Here is a 15760-nt window from a genome sequence, read left to right on the forward strand (position 1 = left end):
CTCGCCCGGTATTCGAGAAATCGGGTCAGACACATTGACGGACTCTGGCGCCCTCCCTATTCTTTGTTCGCACGGATGAACGCGGTTCGAGATTTCGGACGCCATCGGCCAGGGACAGCCGGTTGGCCCGTCGAACGACCCGGTTCCACTGTCCGGTCGAGCCCGCCCGCACCGCGCCCGGTGCGGTTGACGGAAAGGACACTCATGTCCGACCAGCGCAATCCCGCCCGAGGCCGATCGCGGGCACCACCCCGAGCACTGACCCCAGGTCAATCTCCGCGTGCAGGCGTTCCGTTCGCGGAGTTGGTTCGGAACCGCCGGGGCCGTTCCCCCCACACACCAGCCTTGGAGTTCTCATGTCCGTTCAACGACACCGGGGCCGCCGCCGCCCGCTGCGCGCGGCGCTGGCCGCCTTCGCCGGCCTGGCGATGGCCCTGACCGTGACGCCCGCCATGTCTTCCGCCTCGGCCTCGGTCGAGGAGCCCGCCGCCGGGCAGCCGTCGGCCGCCGACCTGCCCAGCAGCTTCCAATGGACCTCGCCAGGCCCGGTGGTGTCGGTCAAGCCCGACTCCAGCCATGACGTGGTCTCCGTCAAGGACCCCACCGTGGTCCAGTACGACGGCGAGTGGCAGGTCTACTTCACCGTCGCCAACACCGACGGAGCCTGGAGCCTGGCCCACACCAGCTTCACCGACTGGTCCCAGGCCAACGAGGCCCCGCACACCTTCCTGGACACCAACCCCGACATCGGCAACCGCTACGCCGCCGCCCCGCACCTGTTCTACTTCGAACCACGCGACGAGTGGCACCTCGTCTACCAGACCGGCCTGCCCTCCTACTCGGTCTCCGACGATCCCGGCGACCCCCACAGCTGGTCGGCCCCCCGCAACTACCAGGACGAGATGCCCGACATCGTCCGGGAGAACATCGGCAACGGCCACTGGCTGGACTACTGGGTCATCTGCGACGACACCATGTGCTACCTCTTCTCCGCCGACGACAACGGACACCTCTACCGCGCGGAGACCACGGTCGCCGAGTTCCCCGAGGGCTTCGACAACACCCGGATCGTGCTGGAGGACACGCCCAACAACCTCTTCGAGGGCGAGGCGGTCTACTACGTCGAGGACACCGGCACCTACCTGCTGATCATGGAGGCGATCGGCAGCGACGGCCGACGCTGGTACCGCTCCTTCACCGCCGACACCCTCGACAGCCCGTGGCAGCCCCTGGCCGACACCCAGGACAATCCCTTCGCCCGGGCCAACAACGTCAGCTTTCCCCAGGGCGCCTGGACCCAGGACATCAGCCACGGCGAACTGCTCCGCAACGGCTACGACCAGCGCATGACCATCGACTCCTGCGAACTCCAGCTGCTCTACCAGGGCCTGGACCCCGCGGCAGGCGGTGACTACTCCCAGCTCCCCTGGCACCTCGGCCTCGCCACCCAAACCAACTCCGCCTGCTGAAAGCTGAGTTGACGGTGTGGCCGGTCCGCCGGCAGGCGGCCGGCCACACCGGGAGTCACGGCCCACCCCCACACCAGGAGCCACTCATGTCCCCCACCAGGCGCACTTTTCTCACCCTCGGCGCCGGCTCGGCGCTCGCCATCGGCGCGTCCGCTCCGACGGGCAACGCCCTCGCCACCCCCACCGCTCCTTCCCACCCCGCCAGGGTGCGGCCCGTGGCCGACGCGCCGGCCGAGCCGTTCGCCGTGGGGTTGCGCGAGTTCAACTGGAGTCGCGGAGACCGCGCGTTGGTCACCCGCGTCTGGTACCCCGCGCAGGGCTCGCCCGGCGGCGACCCGATCCGCGACGCCCCCGTCGCCGGCGGCCCGTTCCCCGTCGTCGAGTGGAGCCACGGCCTGTACGGCACGCCCGAGGTCTACCTCTCGGAGATCCTGCCCCTGGCCGAGGCGGGGTTCGTCGTGCCGGCACCCGTCTTCCCCACCACCGCGGAGGGCACCGAGGGCAACATTCAGGACGTCTACAACGGCAACCAGTCGCTGGACGTCTCCGAGGTCATCACGCGCACCCTCGCGCTCAACGACACCTCGGGCGACCCCTTCGCCGGGCGCCTGGACGTGGCGGCCGGAGTCGGCGCCGCGGGCCACTCCCTTGGCGGGATGACCACCCACGGTCTGCTCACCGCCTGGCCGGACAGCAGGATCAGGGCTGCCGTCCCGTTCGCCTGTGTCGACATGGGCGACCCGACCGGCGAGGTCGCCGCCAGCACCCTGTTCATCCACGGCGACCAGGACCCGGTCTGCCAGTACTCCCTGGCCCGCCAGGCGTACTCCGAACTGGCCGCGCCGAGGGCCTTCCTGACCCATGTCGGCCAGGGCCACGACGAGTACGTCTGGGGCAACGGGGCGACCTACCCGCAGACTCGCGCCACCTTCGTGGACTGGATGCGCTGGAGCCTCTACGCCGACACCGCCGCCCGCGACCGGCTGGCCGACGACGCCGCCTCCGACGGCACCACCTGGGAAGCCGAACTCGGCTGACCCGGCCCGCCCCCACGCCCGTCCCCTCCCGGGAAGGACACCTCCAGCGATGTCACCCACCCCCCACCCCAGCCGTCGCGGCCTCATCGCGGGGGCATCCGGCCTCGGCCTCGCCGCCGCCCTGCCCACCTGGGCCTCCGCCAACTCCCCGGCATCGGCGGCGCCGACCGGCGCCGACGCCTCGGCCGCCGGCGTCCGCCCGCTGGCGGACTTCACCAACCCCGTGCTCTGGCAGGACTTCGCCGACATCGACGTGATCCGCGTCGACGACACCTTCTACTACTCCGCCTCCACCATGCACTACTCCCCGGGCGCGCCCATTCTGCGCTCCTGGAACCTGGTGGACTGGGAGTTCGCCGGACACTCGGTGCCCCGGCTGGACTTCGGCGCCAAGTACGACCTGGACGGCGGCCGGGCCTATGTGGACGGCATCTGGGCCTCCACCCTCAACCACCGGGCGAGCGAGGGCCGTTTCTACTGGCTCGGGCAGACCGACTTCTCCCGGACCCATGTCTGCACCGCCACCGATGTCGAGGCGACCTGGCAGAGGATCGCCACCATCCCACGCGCCTACTACGATGCCGGGCTGCTCTTCGACGGAGACACCCCGTATGTCGCCTACGGCAACACCCAGATCTCCGTCGCCCAGCTGTCCGACGATCTGACGAGCGAGGTGCGCGACGAGCAGGTGTTCAGCACCCCGCCCAGCATCGGCACGTTGGAGGGTGCCAGATTCTACAAGATCAACGGCAGCTACTACATCTTCCTCACCCGGCCGGCCAACGGCCAGTACATCCTCAAGTCCGCCTCGCCCTTCGGCCCCTACGAGCTGCGGGAACTCCTGCTCGACCTCCCGGGCCCGATCCGGGGCGGCGGCGTGCCGCACCAGGGCGGGCTGGTCGACACCCCCGGCGGCGACTGGTACTACCTGGCGTTCATCGACGCCTATCCCGGCGGCCGGGTCCCCGCGCTGGCCCCGATCAGCTGGACCGGCGACGGCTGGCCCGAACTCCAGCTGGTGGACGGCGCCTGGGGAGCCTCCTACCCGGAGCCCGACGTGCCGGCGCCGCCGCGCGAGACCAGGCCCATGACCGGCCTCGACACCTTCGACGGCACGGCGCTGGCCCCGCACTGGGAGTGGAACCACAACCCGGACACCAGCAGGTTCTCCGTCGACGACGGGCTGACCCTCGCCACCGCGACCGTCACCGACGATCTCTACGGCGCGCGGAACACCCTCACCCGCCGCATCCAGGGCCCCACCTCCACCGCCACCATCGACATCGACCACAGCGCGCTGACCGACGGAGACCGCGCCGGCCTCGCGCTGCTGCGCGACTCCTCCGCCTGTATCGGGCTGGTCCGCGAGGGTGGCAGCACCCGGTTGGCGATGGTCGACGGCATCACCATGGACAGTGACTGGAACACCGTCTCCACCGGCACCGAACGGGCCACGGCCGAGGTCTCCGGCACCCGGATCTGGCTGCGCGCCCAGGCCGACATCAGCCCCGGCGCCGGGCGGCAGGCCCACTTCTCCTACAGCACCGACGGCTCCAGCTTCACCCCCCTCGGCCCCGGCTTCACTCTCAAGAACGAGTGGCAGTTCTTCATGGGCTACCGCTTCGCGATCTTCCACTACGCCACCCAGGCCCTCGGCGGCAGTGTCCAGGTCGCGAGTTTCGACCTCACCGCCCCCTGATCCAGGGGCGTCCCCCACCACGGCGCCGCCACCTCGCGGGCGCTGATCCTCTCCCCCACCGAAAGAAAGAGGAGCTTCCATGACCAGCACTTCCCAGAAACGCCCCGCACGCCACCGCGCCCGGACAGCGGTCGCCGCGTTGACGTCCGCGGGACTGGCGGCGACCGGGCTGCTCGCGTTCGCGGGCAGTGCGCACGCGGCGGACACCCTCGGTGCGGCAGCGGAGCAGAGCGGCCGATACTACGGTGCCGCCATCGGGCCCCAGTTCCTCGGCGAGGCGGACTACGCGTCCACCCTGAACCGGGAGTTCAACAGCGTGGTGGCCGAGAATGCCATGAAGTGGGACGCCACCGAGCCCAGCCGCGGTCAGTTCAACTTCAGCGGCGGCGACGAGATCGTCAGCCACGCCCGGAGCCAGGGCATGGAGGTGCGCGGCCACACTCTGGTCTGGCACTCCCAGCAGCCCTCCTGGGTCGGCGGGCTGGGCGGGAACGATCTGCGCCAGGCCATGCTCAGTCACATCGACGGGGTGGCGGGGCACTTCGCGGGCCAGATTTCGTCCTGGGACGTGGTCAACGAGGCGTTCGAGTGGGACGGCAGCCGCCGTCAGTCCAACCTCCAGCAGCAACTCGGCGACGGCTGGATCGAAGAGGCGTTCCGTGCCGCCGACGCCGCCGACCCGAGCGCCAAGCTCTGCTACAACGACTACGGCACGGACGGCATCAACGCCAAGAGCGACGGCATCTACGCGATGGTCGAGGACTTCCTCGCCCGCGGAGTGCCGATCGACTGCGTCGGGTTCCAGAGTCACCTCGCCTCGAATTCCGACCTCTCCACTTACCAGAGCAACCTGCAACGCTTCGCGGACCTCGGCGTGGACGTCGAGATCACCGAGCTGGACGTCGGCGGTTCCGGCTCCGCCCAGGCCAACGTCTACCGCGGGGTCACCGAGGCGTGCCTGGCCGTCTCCCGCTGCACCGGCGTGACCGTCTGGGGCGTCACCGACAAGTACTCCTGGCGGTCCGACGAGTCCCCGCTTCTGTTCGACGGCAACTACCAGAAGAAGGAGGCGTACCAGGCCGTTCTCGACGTGCTGAACGGTGCCTCGGCCGAGGGCGAGGGCCGGGGCGGAGACAAGGCCACCGCCTACCATCCGGCCACCTGGCGCGAGAGCGGCAACGCCACCCCCTGATCGCCGGTCCGACGCGCCGGACGGGTCCGCTCCGATGAACCGGCGCCCGGAGTTCCCGAACCCGGGCGCCGGCCGCGCTGATCATTTACGGTGACGCTCTTGCCACGGTGTGTGATGTGGTCTACGGTCGCCCCCTCCGGGATCTGAAGTCGTGGACGAGAGGAGGCGGGCGCATGGGGCGCATCGTCATCCGGGGCGGGCTGGTCATCACCGCCGCCGACGAGATCGAGGCCGACGTCCTCGTCGAGGACGAGAAGATCGTCGCACTGGCGGCCGGCGGCAGCTCGCAGGCCGAGACGTGGACGGCCGGGCAGGTCATCGACGCCACCGGCAAGTACGTCATCCCCGGCGGGGTGGACGTGCACACACACATGGAGATGCCGTTCGGCGGCACGAACGGCGCATAACAGCACACGTTCAGCGGCGCCGCCAACCCGGACCTCCTGCTCGAAGCTCCGAGCAGGAGGTTTCTTCATGACTGGTCCCCGCATCATCGGCGCACTTAGCCTGTCCGTCACGCGCGATGAGAGCACTTCGGAAGAGCGCCGACGAGCGGCCATCGAACGCGTCGAGCGGGCACTCGGCGGCGGCATCGTCGACTGGGCGCGGGACCGGGGCGTCTCCGCGTCCAAGGTGCCGCCGTTCAAGCGGCCGAGTCTCGGCATGTGGCCGATCGGACCTGAAGACTTCGATGTACTCGCCTTCTGGCGTCTGGACCGCGCCGTCAGAACTCGAACGCGACATCCGCCAGTGGATCAACGAGTGGAACAAGAACCCCAAGCCGTTCGTGTGGACAAAGACCGCCGACGATATCCTCGAAACCCTCGCCGCGCACTGCACACAAATTAACGACTCAGGACACTAGCAGTCGGGTCGCCCGGGGGAGTTTCACCCCCGGGCTCCCCCGGAACGGAGCGTGACAATCTCTCGTCACTCCGCTCTTGTCGTCCTGGACCTCTCCCATGCCGGGGCGCCCAGGTCCAGTGAGCGAAGCACTTCGGGCGTCGCGTATGGCCTTCGGCCAGCCGCCGCAGGGCTTGTTTCATCCCGACCCGGTACTTCTTCTGAATCCACCGCAACAAGTAGGTGTTGATGCGGTCGAGCAGCGGATACAGCGCTGAGCGGTAGAAGCGCCCGTAGTAGTTCCGGGTTGACCAAGCGAGCCAGGTCGGATGTCTCCTTCGCGGTGCACCGGTGCAGCCGCCATGACCGCACCGTCTTGCTCAGCTGATTCCGGACTTGCTTGCTGATCGCGGGAAGGAACGCGATGAACACCACCCCGTGCTTGTCCTTCGCTCCTCGCGGCCGGAACGTGAATCCCAGGTACGTGAACTCCGTGCCCGGGAACCGGACCCGGCGGTTGTCGTCCTTGCAGTACACGATTCTGGTCTTGTCCGGATGCAATTCCGGACCGACCTCGGCCATCCTGGACCGCAGCGCGGCCAGGGCCCGTTCTGCCTCCGCCAGTAGGTCCTGTCTGGACCTGACCCAGGGCCGGTTCAGCCGATCGGCACCGTCTGGTTGACGGCGCCGGCTCTCCTGCCGGGTGCGGCGCCGCGGATCAGGTCCGCGAGGCGTGCCAGGCGGGCGTCCCCGGGGCCAACGGCGATCTCGAAGTGGCTCTCCTTCGGGGTCTGTTCGTCACCGCCCCACCCGACGACCCCCTCGCACTCGGCCAGGATGTGGCGGACGGCGGCCCGTTGCTGCGGGAAAAGCCCGTCCTGGACGCCGACGGGGTGGGCGCCGGGCCGGAGAGCGATGGCCGTGCCCGACAGGTGGTTGCTCTCGTACGGCTGCGCCACCGCCCGTTCGGTGAGGTGGCCGGTGACTTCGCCGCGTCTCAGCTCGTGGATCTCGTAGTGGTAGCGGCGGGCGACGTGGAGGAGCACCACGGACACGTCTCCCACCAGCAGGCGGACATCGAGGCCGCTGCCCTCGATCCGGTGGGAGTCGGCCTCGTCGACGACAGGCCACCCGTTGGCGCTGTTCTCGTCGCGCCACCGGCTGTCGTCCGCAGGCGCGGCGTGGGCCGTTCCGCCGGTGCCCGTGCTCCACAGGGCGGCGGCGCCGGCCACTCCCAGGCCGGTGGTCAGCACGTGGCGGCGTGATAATCCGTGCGGGCGCGGGGTGTTGGTCATGCGGGTGGCTTCCCTTCGGGTAGGCGTCTGAGCGGGCGAGTGGGCTGCTCCGGCGCTCCGCCCGCCGCCGCGCGGCGTCTGGCGGCCCGTAAGAGGGCGAGCGACAGCAGTCCCGTGAGCACGGTGATGAACAGCAGGCGCATGGTCAGGTCGTCGACCCAGCCGTATTCCACCTCGGCGGTGAGCCCGTTGGCCCAGGTGCAGACCGAGCGCACCGGCAGCACCTCGGACGACAGCTCGACCGCGACCTCGGGAGGCGGCCACTGGTCGGGGGGCAGTTCCCGTCGGCACTCATCAGTTCTGTTCTCGTCGGAGAGCCAGACGTCGGGGATTTTGAAGCCGAGGAGAAAGACGAGCACAGTCAGCACGCCAGACAGGATGCTGATCCGCCGCAGGATAATACCCCATCGGCCGGCACGAGAACGTTTTATCCGAGTCGCCATGTCCGGAGTCTACCTTCGGGCTCCTCGTCTATGCGCAGGCTGATCACTTCCTCGAATCCGCGGATGAAATCGTCCACATCGTCGTCAGGAAGGTCCCCCGGACTCGTCACGCCCCCCAGGAGCTTGCCGCGTCCGTTGTTCATGATGAGCCCGAGGTCGCCGAGCAGAGCTTTCCTGACGATCGAGTGGAACGTCGCCGATTCGCTGCCGAAGCGATTCATCCACAGCTGCCGGAAACGGTGCTGGTACTGACCGCCGCTGCCGAAGACACGCTGGAGCTCCTCCGGCAGGCTGGCGCCGAAGCGGAGTGCCGTGCCGATCTCCAGGGCGTCGATGTCGGCGATCATGTCATGATTGGCGAAGGAGTTCTCGCCGCCGATTTTGGCTAGTTCATCGAGGCAGTACTCGAACCCGGATACGCCGGTGCGGCCGTGCGCCCGCCGCCAGTCCGCGTAGAAGGTGATTAAATCGCCGGCCCAGGTGGCCATGTCCGCCTCGTTGAAGTTGGTCCTGGGGTCCGGTATGCCTTTGAGGAGGACGCCGTTGCACGAGGCGCCGAAGTGGCTGACATCGTACAGATCGCCAGCCGCAGGGTCCCGGAAGCGGGTCATGCGCTCTAGCCCGGAATCATTGACGTACTCGACGAATTGATGGTCGATGGTGCCGAGCAGCGCCCACCAGGCGACGTCGTTGTAGCCGTCCGCGCGAAGGTACTCCATGACGCGGAGGGCGGGGTCCCCGCGGTCGTAGTCGAGCGCCAGGCTGTAGACCTCGTTGAGCCATACGATGAACTGGTCGACGCTCGACCCCGAATTGCCGACGGATGCGGTGCCCGGGTCCGAGCCTGAGCGCCAGACATTCCTGTCGATGGCTATCTGTCCGGCGCCGGACCCGATCGAGATCTCCGCGATCTGGTTGAAGGCCCAGTTCCTCGGCAGTGGAAAGCCCATGTTCCCGCTGAACCCGGTGGACATGCCGCTGACGAATGACCAGCGCGCGTCGGTCGCCTCGGTCACCCGGATGCACACGTTGCGGGACCCGTAGACGCCGTGCCGGTACCGCCTGCCCCTGCTGCGCAGCCCGGCGACGACGCCGTCGAAGTAGGGGATGATGTGAGAGTCGATCTCCTCGTCCGTCGCGTCGTAGTCCACCGCGAAATAGATCACGGTGCTGGCGTCGAAGCCGTAACGTGCGGCGGCCGTATGCGCTTCGGTGGCATCGGTGAAGCCCTGCGCGTAGGTGAAGTAGCCGACTTCCCCGCCGTAGTACTGGGAGATGGGGAACACGCGCAGGTCATTGGCGAAAATGGTGGCCAGCTCGCCGGGCTGGATCTGCTTGTTGAGCGGCCGGTCGCTGGGACGTTCGTCCAGGTACCGGCCGATGATCCAGTAGCCCTGGGCAATGAGCGTGCGCGCTCTGTCCGGGGTGACGGACGTGATGGCGTCGGAGCCGATGGCGGGCCGGGTCGGGTCGCCGGTGGACACCAGCAACTGCGCCCAGGTGGCGAAGTCGGCGCGCCCGTTGAGTGCGAGCTGGGAGAACCCCTGGAACTCCAGCACGTCTTCGGCAAGTGCCGCGTCGAAGCTGTCGTTGAAGGTCTGCGACGCGTCGTTGAACACCATCCCGGCGCGGAAGAGCCGCACGAAGACACCCGAGTCCCCCTGCGCCAGGGTGTTCTCCCGGAGGCCGGCCTGGGTGCCGGGGCCGAAGACTCCGTTGGCCACGTCGTCGGACATGCCGATCTCGTACTGGATGCCGAAGATCAGGGCCTTCTGTACATCACGGGAGTAGTGCCCGTCGCACGGCATCAGAAAGAACTGGGACCGGTGGAAGAAGCGGCCGTTGAGCCAGCGCTGAATGCTGCGGACCACATCGGACCCGCCGGGCGTCAGCACGTAGGCGTCCATGGTCAGCAGCGCCTTGAAGACTTTGGGCTGCACCACGGTCGTCGTGTCGGAGAGCCCGGCGTTCTGCTTGAGGTCGTACACGGCGTCCTGGGTGAGGATGTCCCAGGTGCCGCGGCCGTCGCCGCCCCAGTAGCCCTTGCAGAAGAGGGCGTGCTGCACAATGATCCGGATGTTCGCTTTCGGCTCGTTCGGGCCGATGGCGCCCCGGGACGCGAGACGGCTCAGCGTCGTCGGCCCGAAGTTGTCGGATAACGCGGTGATGCCCAGCTCGTGCTGGAGGGCCCGGGTCAGCGAGTACATGGTGGCCCATCCCGTTGTGCCGTTCTCGGGGCAACGGTTGTAGCCGCTGACATTGCCGTAGGTCGCGTTGACCCATCTCTGGGCCGCCAGGACCTTTTCGTCCATCATTCCTCCTGGTGTAGGGCGTGCGGAATTCCGGGCATGCGGCGTCAGGGCCCGGTGGCCCCGGCACAGCAGAGGCACCGGAATGAGCAACCGTGCCGTAAAGGGATTTCAGGAAGTGAGGCGCATTACGCAGAAAGCCGCTGCGGCTACCGCATCGGCGAGAAAGGATGTGGTGACCCGGCCCGAGAAAACATGGCGCAGCCCCCTCGGTGAATATGCGGCCGTCATCCCACCCCTGGGTGGCCACCCACAGAACCATAGGTCTCTCGAACAGGGGGCACAACGGTCCGACCGCGGGGAGCCTCGTGACGTGAATCACGAGCGCTTTTGGTTTTGTCGACTCCCTCCTTTGGTGGCGAAGTCACGTTCGTCAGGAACTTCACCGCAGCGCAGCGCAGCGGTCCCGGTCGGATGTCCAGGACTTGGGCAGGTACAACTCGCGGTCGACCAGCGCCCGCCCCGTAGGCGAGGTGTAGGCGGCAAAGACGCCTATCCGGCAGTTCTCCGTGCGTCCGGCGGTGCCGGTGTACTGCCACTGCACCCCGGCCGAGGTGGTGCCCTTCTTCAGGAACCCGGTGTCGTCGATGACAAGGACCCCGTCGGGGGCGGCCCCACCGTGCTGGTGTGGGACAACCTCGCCGTTCACCGCATGCCCCAGGTTGCTGATGAGATCGCCACCGCTCTCTCCCGCTGGGAGACGTTGAAGGACAAGGAAACCGCACCCTTCTCCGAGATCCTTGATCTTCTACGACTCGCTCCGGGTAGCCGGTGCGGTGGATGTCATATGCCCGAGAGTGCCGCATCGAGAGCCTGGCGGGTGGCGCTGGGGAGGCGGCGGGCGGCGTTTCGGCGGACTTGGCGGACCATGGCACGGCAGCGGAGGGACTGGACTGCGGGGAGGCGTTCGGCAATGACGTTGAGGGTGTCGGCCGCTTGGTGGCGGTCGTGGTCCAACAGGTGTGCGTTGGCGAGGTGGACGCCGTGGAGGAGGACCAGCCGAGGACCAACGTAAGGGCCGCAGCCCTGCAGGACTATCCGTTCCAAAATCTGGCTGCCCTGCCAGCGATCCCAGCCTGCACAACTGAAGATCCGGCGCTGCGCAGACGCTTCGCCCCAGTGCTCCAGGGCTCTCTCGCGAGGTGAAAAGACTGATCGGCCCTCAATGCCTCCGCACTGATCATTTACGGTGACGCTCTTGCCACGGTGTGTGATGCGGTCTACGGTCGCCCCCTCCGGGATCTGAAGTCGTGGACGAGAGGAGGCGGGCGCATGGGGCGCATCGTCATCCGGGGCGGGCTGGTCATCACCGCCGCCGACGAGATCGAGGCCGACGTCCTCGTCGAGGACGAGAAGATCGTCGCACTGGCGGCCGGCGGCAGCTCGCAGGCCGAGACGTGGACGGCCGGGCAGGTCATCGACGCCACCGGCAAGTACGTCATCCCCGGCGGGGTGGACGTGCACACACACATGGAGATGCCGTTCGGCGGCACGTTCGCCTCCGACACTTTCGAGACCGGGACGCGTGCCGCGGCCTGGGGCGGGACCACCACCGTGGTGGACTTCGCCGTGCAGACCCGGGGCCGGTCGCTGCGGGAAGGGCTGGACGCGTGGCACGCCAAGGCGGCGGGGCAGTGCGCGATCGACTACGGCTTCCACATGATCCTGTCCGACGTCGACGACGGTTCGCTGAAGGAGATGGATCTCCTTGTCGACGAAGGCGTCACCTCGTTCAAGCTGTTCATGGCCTATCCCGGCGTCTTCTACAGCGACGACGGGCAGATTCTCCGGGCCATGCAGCGGGCCGCGGGGAACGGCGGGACGGTCATGATGCACGCGGAGAACGGCATCGCCATCGACGTTCTGGTGGAGCAGGCGGTGGCGGACGGGCGGACGGACCCGCGCTATCACGGCGAGGTGCGGAAGGTGCTGCTCGAGGCCGAGGCGACGCACCGGGCCATCCAGCTGGCGCGGGTGGCGGGCGACGCACCGCTGTACGTGGTGCACGTGTCGGCCCGGGAAGCGGTCGCGGAACTGGCGGCGGCACGCGACGCCGGGCTGCCCGTGTTCGGCGAGACGTGTCCGCAGTACCTGTTCCTGTCCACCGACAACCTGGCCGAGCCGGATTTCGAGGGCGCCAAGTACGTGTGCAGTACGCCGCTCCGCCCTGCCGCGCACCAGGCCGCGCTGTGGCGGGGCCTGCGCACGGACGACCTCCAGGTGGTCTCGACGGACCACTGCCCGTTCTGCTTCAGCGGGCAGAAAGAGCTGGGCCGCGGGGACTTCTCCCGTATCCCCAACGGGCTTCCCGGCGTCGAGAACCGCATGGACCTGCTGCACCAGGCCGTCGTCGACGGGCATCTCACGCGGCGCCGCTGGATCGACATCGCGTGCGCCGCGCCGGCCAGGATGTTCGGACTCTACGGGCGCAAGGGCACCATCGCGCCGGGCGCGGACGCGGACATCGTCGTCTACGACCCGGCCGCGGAGCAGACGCTGTCGGCCCGGACGCATCACATGAACGTCGACTACTCGGCCTACGAAGGCAAACGGGTCACCGGCCGCGTGGTGACCGTCCTTTCGCGCGGCCGGACCGTCATCGAGGAACGGCAGTACACCGGGCGTGCCGGGCACGGAGTCTTCCTGCCGCGCGGCACCTGCCAGTACGTCGGCTGAAGCGGCTCAAACGAGGGGTGTCGGCATGGACTTCGGGCTCGTCCTCCAGACCGATCCGCCCGCGGCGGAGGTCGTCGCGCTGATGCGGCGGGCCGAGGACGCCGGGTTCCGTTATGGCTGGACGTTCGACTCGGCGGTGCTGTGGCAGGAGCCGTTCGTGATCCACAGTCAGATCCTCGCGCGGACGGACCGGCTGCGGGTGGGGCCCATGGTGACCAACCCGGGCACCAGGACGTGGGAAGTGACGGCCTCCACGTTCGCCACGCTGAACGAGATGTTCGGCAACAGGACGGTGTGCGGCATCGGGCGCGGCGATTCGGCGATGCGGGTCGCCGGCCGCAGGCCCGACTCGCTGGCCAGACTCGGCGAGGCGATCGGCGTCATCCGCGATCTCGCCGAGGGCCGCGAGGCGGTGGTGGGCGGTGCGGCCATGCGGCTGCCGTGGGTCAGGAACGGTCAACTGCCGGTATGGATGGCGGCCTACGGGCCGAAGGCGCTGGCGCTGGCAGGACAGCGGGCCGACGGGTTCATCCTCCAACTCGCCGATGTCTTCCTCACCGAGTGGATGGTGCGGGCCGTCCGGACGGCGGCGGCGGAGGCCGGGCGCGACCCGGCGGCCGTCACGGTCTGCGTGGCCGCTCCCGCGTACGTGACGGCGGACGACTCCCCCGCGGCCCTGGCGCACGCGCGGGAGCAGTGCCGGTGGTTCGGCGGCATGGTGGGCAACCACGTGGCGGACCTGGTGGCCCGCTACGGGACGCGCTCCGGGCTGGTCCCTGAGGAGCTGACGGCCTACATCGCGCGGCGGCGCGGCTACGACTACCGCCACCACGGGCGGTCGGGGAACCCGGACACCGGCTTCGTGCCGGACGGCATCGTGGACCGCTTCTGCCTGATCGGCCCGCCGGAGGCGCATGTGGCGAAGCTGCGACGGCTGCGCGCCCTGGGGGTCGACCAGTTCGCGGTGTACGCGATGCACGACGCGCGCCGCGGCGTGGTGGACGCGTACGGCGCCCACGTCATCCCCGCGCTCGCCTGACGGCGGAACACCCCGCGCACCCCGGCGCCCGCCACGGGCCGGGGCCCGAGGGCGCCGGGGCGGCAGCCCTCGGGCGGGGTCAGCAGCCGGTGCGGGAGGTGCCCACGGCGATGTTGTCGTACCAGAGGGTGTCGGCGCCCTCGCCGTAGCTCTCCCAGCCGAACCTGAGGTTGACGAGGTCCGGGTGCCAGTCGCCGCGGTTCAGCCATTGCGAGTCGATGTCGTGCGTCGGGGTGCCGTCCACGGCGAGGCCGGTGACGGGTTCCCCGTTCAGCCAGGTGGTCAGGTGCCCCACGGCCGGGTCGATCTCGTACTCGACGCAGACCCACTCGTCCAGAGGCAGCGGCGCGCTCAGGGCCACGCCCGCCGGGCTCTGTTCGGGGAGGGTGGCGTCGTCGGATTCGCGGTTCCACTGGAGAGCGGCGTTCTGCCCGCCCATCCGCAGGTCGCGGCTGCCGTCGGCGGCGTCCTCCATGGTCAGGAACGTCACGTGCTGGGTGGGCAGCGCGCTGGTGTGCCGCACGTAGTAACGCACGTACAGGCCGGCCGTGGTGTCGACGTCGGCGAGGTCCGTGCCGACGAAGACGTGGTTGCAGTAGCCGGTGCCGCCGTCGACCCGCAGGGAGGTGGTGCCCTCCTGGGCGACGGACGTGTCCACGCTCGCGGTGCCGGTGCCGGAACAGTCGGGGAACTCGGTGGCCCACCGGCCCGAGGGTTCGCTTCCGGTCTGGCTCTCGAAGTCCTCGCAGAAGCCGTCGGTGGTGCAGGCGGCCGCGGGTTCCGGCTGCTCCGCGGGGGCGGGCGCGGCCGCCGCCCCGGTGGCCGTGAAGGCCAGGGCGACGGCCGCCGCGGCCGACCCGGCCAGCCGGAGTCCCGGCCGGGGCCCGACCGGTGCGGTGGCGGGGCGCGCGGCGGGGCGGGTGGAGGAACGTGTGGGGGGATGCGTCATGTCGGGCTCCTCGTGAGTGCGGCTCTTGGGAGCGCTCCCACGCGGACCTTAGCCGGAAGCCGCCAACCGGTCCAGAAGGGCGGGCAGGGCCCGGCCGATCGGTTCGCGCACGACTTCGGCGGCCTGCCCGTCGTACGGGGTCGGCTCGGCGTTCACGATGATCAACCGGGCCCCGTGGTCCGCGGCGAGCCCGGCGAGCCCGGCGGCCGGGTGCACCTGGAGGCTGGTGCCGACCGCGATGAACACCTCGCACGCCTGCGCGACGGCGGTGGCCGCCGCGAGCACCGCCGGGTCGAGGGGCTGTCCGAACATCACGGTGGCCGTCTTCAAAATGCTGCCGCACTCCAGGCAGGCCGGGTCCTGCTCCCCCGCCGCGACGCGCCGCAGTGCGGCCTCGGTCGTGGAGGTGGCCGCGCAGCCGGTGCACACCACCGACCGGGCGCTGCCGTGGAGTTCGAGAACTTTGCGGTCCGGCAGCCCGGCGGCCTGGTGCAGCCCGTCGACGTTCTGGGTGAGCACCCGCACCGGCACGCCGGACCGTGCCAGGCGGACGACGGCCTCGTGGGCGGCGTTGGGCCGGGCGCGGAACGCCGGATTCTCGCCACGCATCAGCCAGGAACGGCGGCGGATGTCCGGATCGTTCATGTAGTAGTCGTAGGTCACCAGCTTCTCGGCCTCGGGGTCGCGCCGCCACAGGCCGTTCGGCCCGCGGTAGTCCGGGATGCCGGAGTCCGTGGAGATGCCGGCGCCGCTGAGGATGGCCACCAGGGGCCGCCGGGAGACCTCGTCAGTGTTCATGCGAAAAGCGT

The 15760-nt window shown here is 69.3% G+C and carries 11 protein-coding genes and 3 pseudogenes; 8 read left to right on the plus strand and 6 right to left on the minus strand.

Annotation, left to right across the window (positions count from 1 at the left end; all coding sequences use genetic code 11):
* The first annotated feature begins 356 nt into the window (after positions 1-356).
* The 6 genes and pseudogenes from STBA_RS06270 to STBA_RS36285 form a co-directional block, all read left to right on the plus strand.
* Complete coding sequence (locus STBA_RS06270; protein WP_077058288.1) at positions 357-1469, plus strand: non-reducing end alpha-L-arabinofuranosidase family hydrolase; 1113 nt, start codon at positions 357-359, stop codon at positions 1467-1469.
* An 86-nt stretch (positions 1470-1555) separates the two neighbouring features.
* Entirely contained in the window at positions 1556-2506 is a 951-nt protein-coding gene (locus tag STBA_RS06275; RefSeq protein ID WP_077058289.1) for a hypothetical protein, read from the plus strand.
* A 49-nt stretch (positions 2507-2555) separates the two neighbouring features.
* Positions 2556-4205: a glycoside hydrolase 43 family protein gene (locus STBA_RS06280; protein ID WP_077058290.1), complete on the plus strand. Its 1650-nt coding sequence runs from the start codon at positions 2556-2558 to the stop codon at positions 4203-4205.
* A 79-nt stretch (positions 4206-4284) separates the two neighbouring features.
* Positions 4285-5397, plus strand: coding sequence for an endo-1,4-beta-xylanase (locus STBA_RS06285; RefSeq protein WP_079251756.1), 1113 nt, complete (start codon positions 4285-4287; stop codon positions 5395-5397).
* A 173-nt stretch (positions 5398-5570) separates the two neighbouring features.
* A pseudogene (locus STBA_RS06290) lies at positions 5571-5792 on the plus strand (amidohydrolase family protein); the annotation flags it as partial.
* A 320-nt stretch (positions 5793-6112) separates the two neighbouring features.
* A pseudogene (locus STBA_RS36285) lies at positions 6113-6262 on the plus strand (IS630 family transposase); the annotation flags it as partial.
* 634 nt (positions 6263-6896) lie between these two features.
* Here the strand turns inward: STBA_RS36285 and STBA_RS06300 are convergent.
* The 4 genes and pseudogenes from STBA_RS06300 to STBA_RS06315 all read right to left on the minus strand — a co-directional run.
* Positions 6897-7535: a M15 family metallopeptidase gene (locus STBA_RS06300; RefSeq protein WP_107484987.1), complete on the minus strand. Its 639-nt coding sequence runs from the start codon at positions 7533-7535 to the stop codon at positions 6897-6899.
* The gene (locus tag STBA_RS06305; protein WP_171987657.1) at positions 7532-7978 is read right to left on the minus strand and encodes a hypothetical protein; all 447 of its coding nucleotides are present in this window, start codon (positions 7976-7978) and stop codon (positions 7532-7534) included. Before STBA_RS06305 ends, STBA_RS06300 begins: the two co-directional genes overlap by 4 nt.
* On the minus strand, positions 7963-10293 hold the full coding sequence (locus tag STBA_RS06310) for a glycoside hydrolase domain-containing protein (protein ID WP_253194569.1): 2331 nt from the start codon (positions 10291-10293) through the stop codon (positions 7963-7965). Before STBA_RS06310 ends, STBA_RS06305 begins: the two co-directional genes overlap by 16 nt.
* 385 nt (positions 10294-10678) lie before the next feature.
* Positions 10679-10894, minus strand: a pseudogene (locus tag STBA_RS06315) (transposase); the annotation flags it as partial.
* Between the two features lie 665 nt (positions 10895-11559).
* Here STBA_RS06315 and hydA point away from each other — a divergent pair.
* Both hydA and STBA_RS06330 read left to right on the plus strand, forming a co-directional pair.
* Complete coding sequence (gene hydA, locus STBA_RS06325) at positions 11560-12963, plus strand: dihydropyrimidinase (RefSeq protein ID WP_077058294.1); 1404 nt, start codon at positions 11560-11562, stop codon at positions 12961-12963.
* Positions 12964-12988: 25 nt separating this feature from the next.
* Positions 12989-14002 carry a TIGR03842 family LLM class F420-dependent oxidoreductase gene (locus tag STBA_RS06330; protein ID WP_077058295.1) on the plus strand — a complete coding sequence of 338 codons (1014 nt, stop codon included), beginning with the start codon at positions 12989-12991 and terminating at the stop codon, positions 14000-14002.
* Positions 14003-14081: 79 nt separating this feature from the next.
* Here the strand turns inward: STBA_RS06330 and STBA_RS06335 are convergent, their stop codons facing one another.
* Together STBA_RS06335 and STBA_RS06340 are read right to left on the minus strand one after the other, a co-directional pair.
* Positions 14082-14951, minus strand: a complete 870-nt coding sequence (locus tag STBA_RS06335; RefSeq protein WP_077058296.1) for a hydrolase — start codon at positions 14949-14951, stop codon at positions 14082-14084.
* 48 nt (positions 14952-14999) lie between these two features.
* On the minus strand, positions 15000-15749 hold the full coding sequence (locus STBA_RS06340) for a Sir2 family NAD-dependent protein deacetylase (RefSeq protein ID WP_077058297.1): 750 nt from the start codon (positions 15747-15749) through the stop codon (positions 15000-15002).
* Between the last annotated feature and the right edge of the window lie 11 nt (positions 15750-15760).

This window comes from Streptomyces sp. MP131-18 (genome assembly GCF_001984575.1).
GTDB classification, from domain to species: Bacteria; Actinomycetota; Actinomycetes; order Streptomycetales; family Streptomycetaceae; genus Streptomyces; species Streptomyces johnsoniae.

Excerpts from the sequence above, each read along its gene's own strand:
- STBA_RS06280 (WP_077058290.1), top strand. The coding sequence starts at position 2,556 with ATGTCACCCACCCCCCACCCCAGCCGTCGCGGCCTCATCGCGGGGGCA.
- STBA_RS06270 (WP_077058288.1), top strand. The coding sequence starts at position 357 with ATGTCCGTTCAACGACACCGGGGCCGCCGCCGCCCGCTGCGCGCGGCG.
- STBA_RS06330 (WP_077058295.1), top strand. The coding sequence starts at position 12,989 with ATGGACTTCGGGCTCGTCCTCCAGACCGATCCGCCCGCGGCGGAGGTC.
- STBA_RS06310 (WP_253194569.1), bottom strand. The coding sequence starts at position 10,293 with ATGATGGACGAAAAGGTCCTGGCGGCCCAGAGATGGGTCAACGCGACC.
- STBA_RS06285 (WP_079251756.1), top strand. The coding sequence starts at position 4,285 with ATGACCAGCACTTCCCAGAAACGCCCCGCACGCCACCGCGCCCGGACA.
- STBA_RS06340 (WP_077058297.1), bottom strand. The coding sequence starts at position 15,749 with ATGAACACTGACGAGGTCTCCCGGCGGCCCCTGGTGGCCATCCTCAGC.
- hydA (WP_077058294.1), top strand. The coding sequence starts at position 11,560 with ATGGGGCGCATCGTCATCCGGGGCGGGCTGGTCATCACCGCCGCCGAC.
- STBA_RS06335 (WP_077058296.1), bottom strand. The coding sequence starts at position 14,951 with ATGACGCATCCCCCCACACGTTCCTCCACCCGCCCCGCCGCGCGCCCC.
- STBA_RS06305 (WP_171987657.1), bottom strand. The coding sequence starts at position 7,978 with ATGGCGACTCGGATAAAACGTTCTCGTGCCGGCCGATGGGGTATTATC.
- STBA_RS06300 (WP_107484987.1), bottom strand. The coding sequence starts at position 7,535 with ATGACCAACACCCCGCGCCCGCACGGATTATCACGCCGCCACGTGCTG.
- STBA_RS06275 (WP_077058289.1), top strand. The coding sequence starts at position 1,556 with ATGTCCCCCACCAGGCGCACTTTTCTCACCCTCGGCGCCGGCTCGGCG.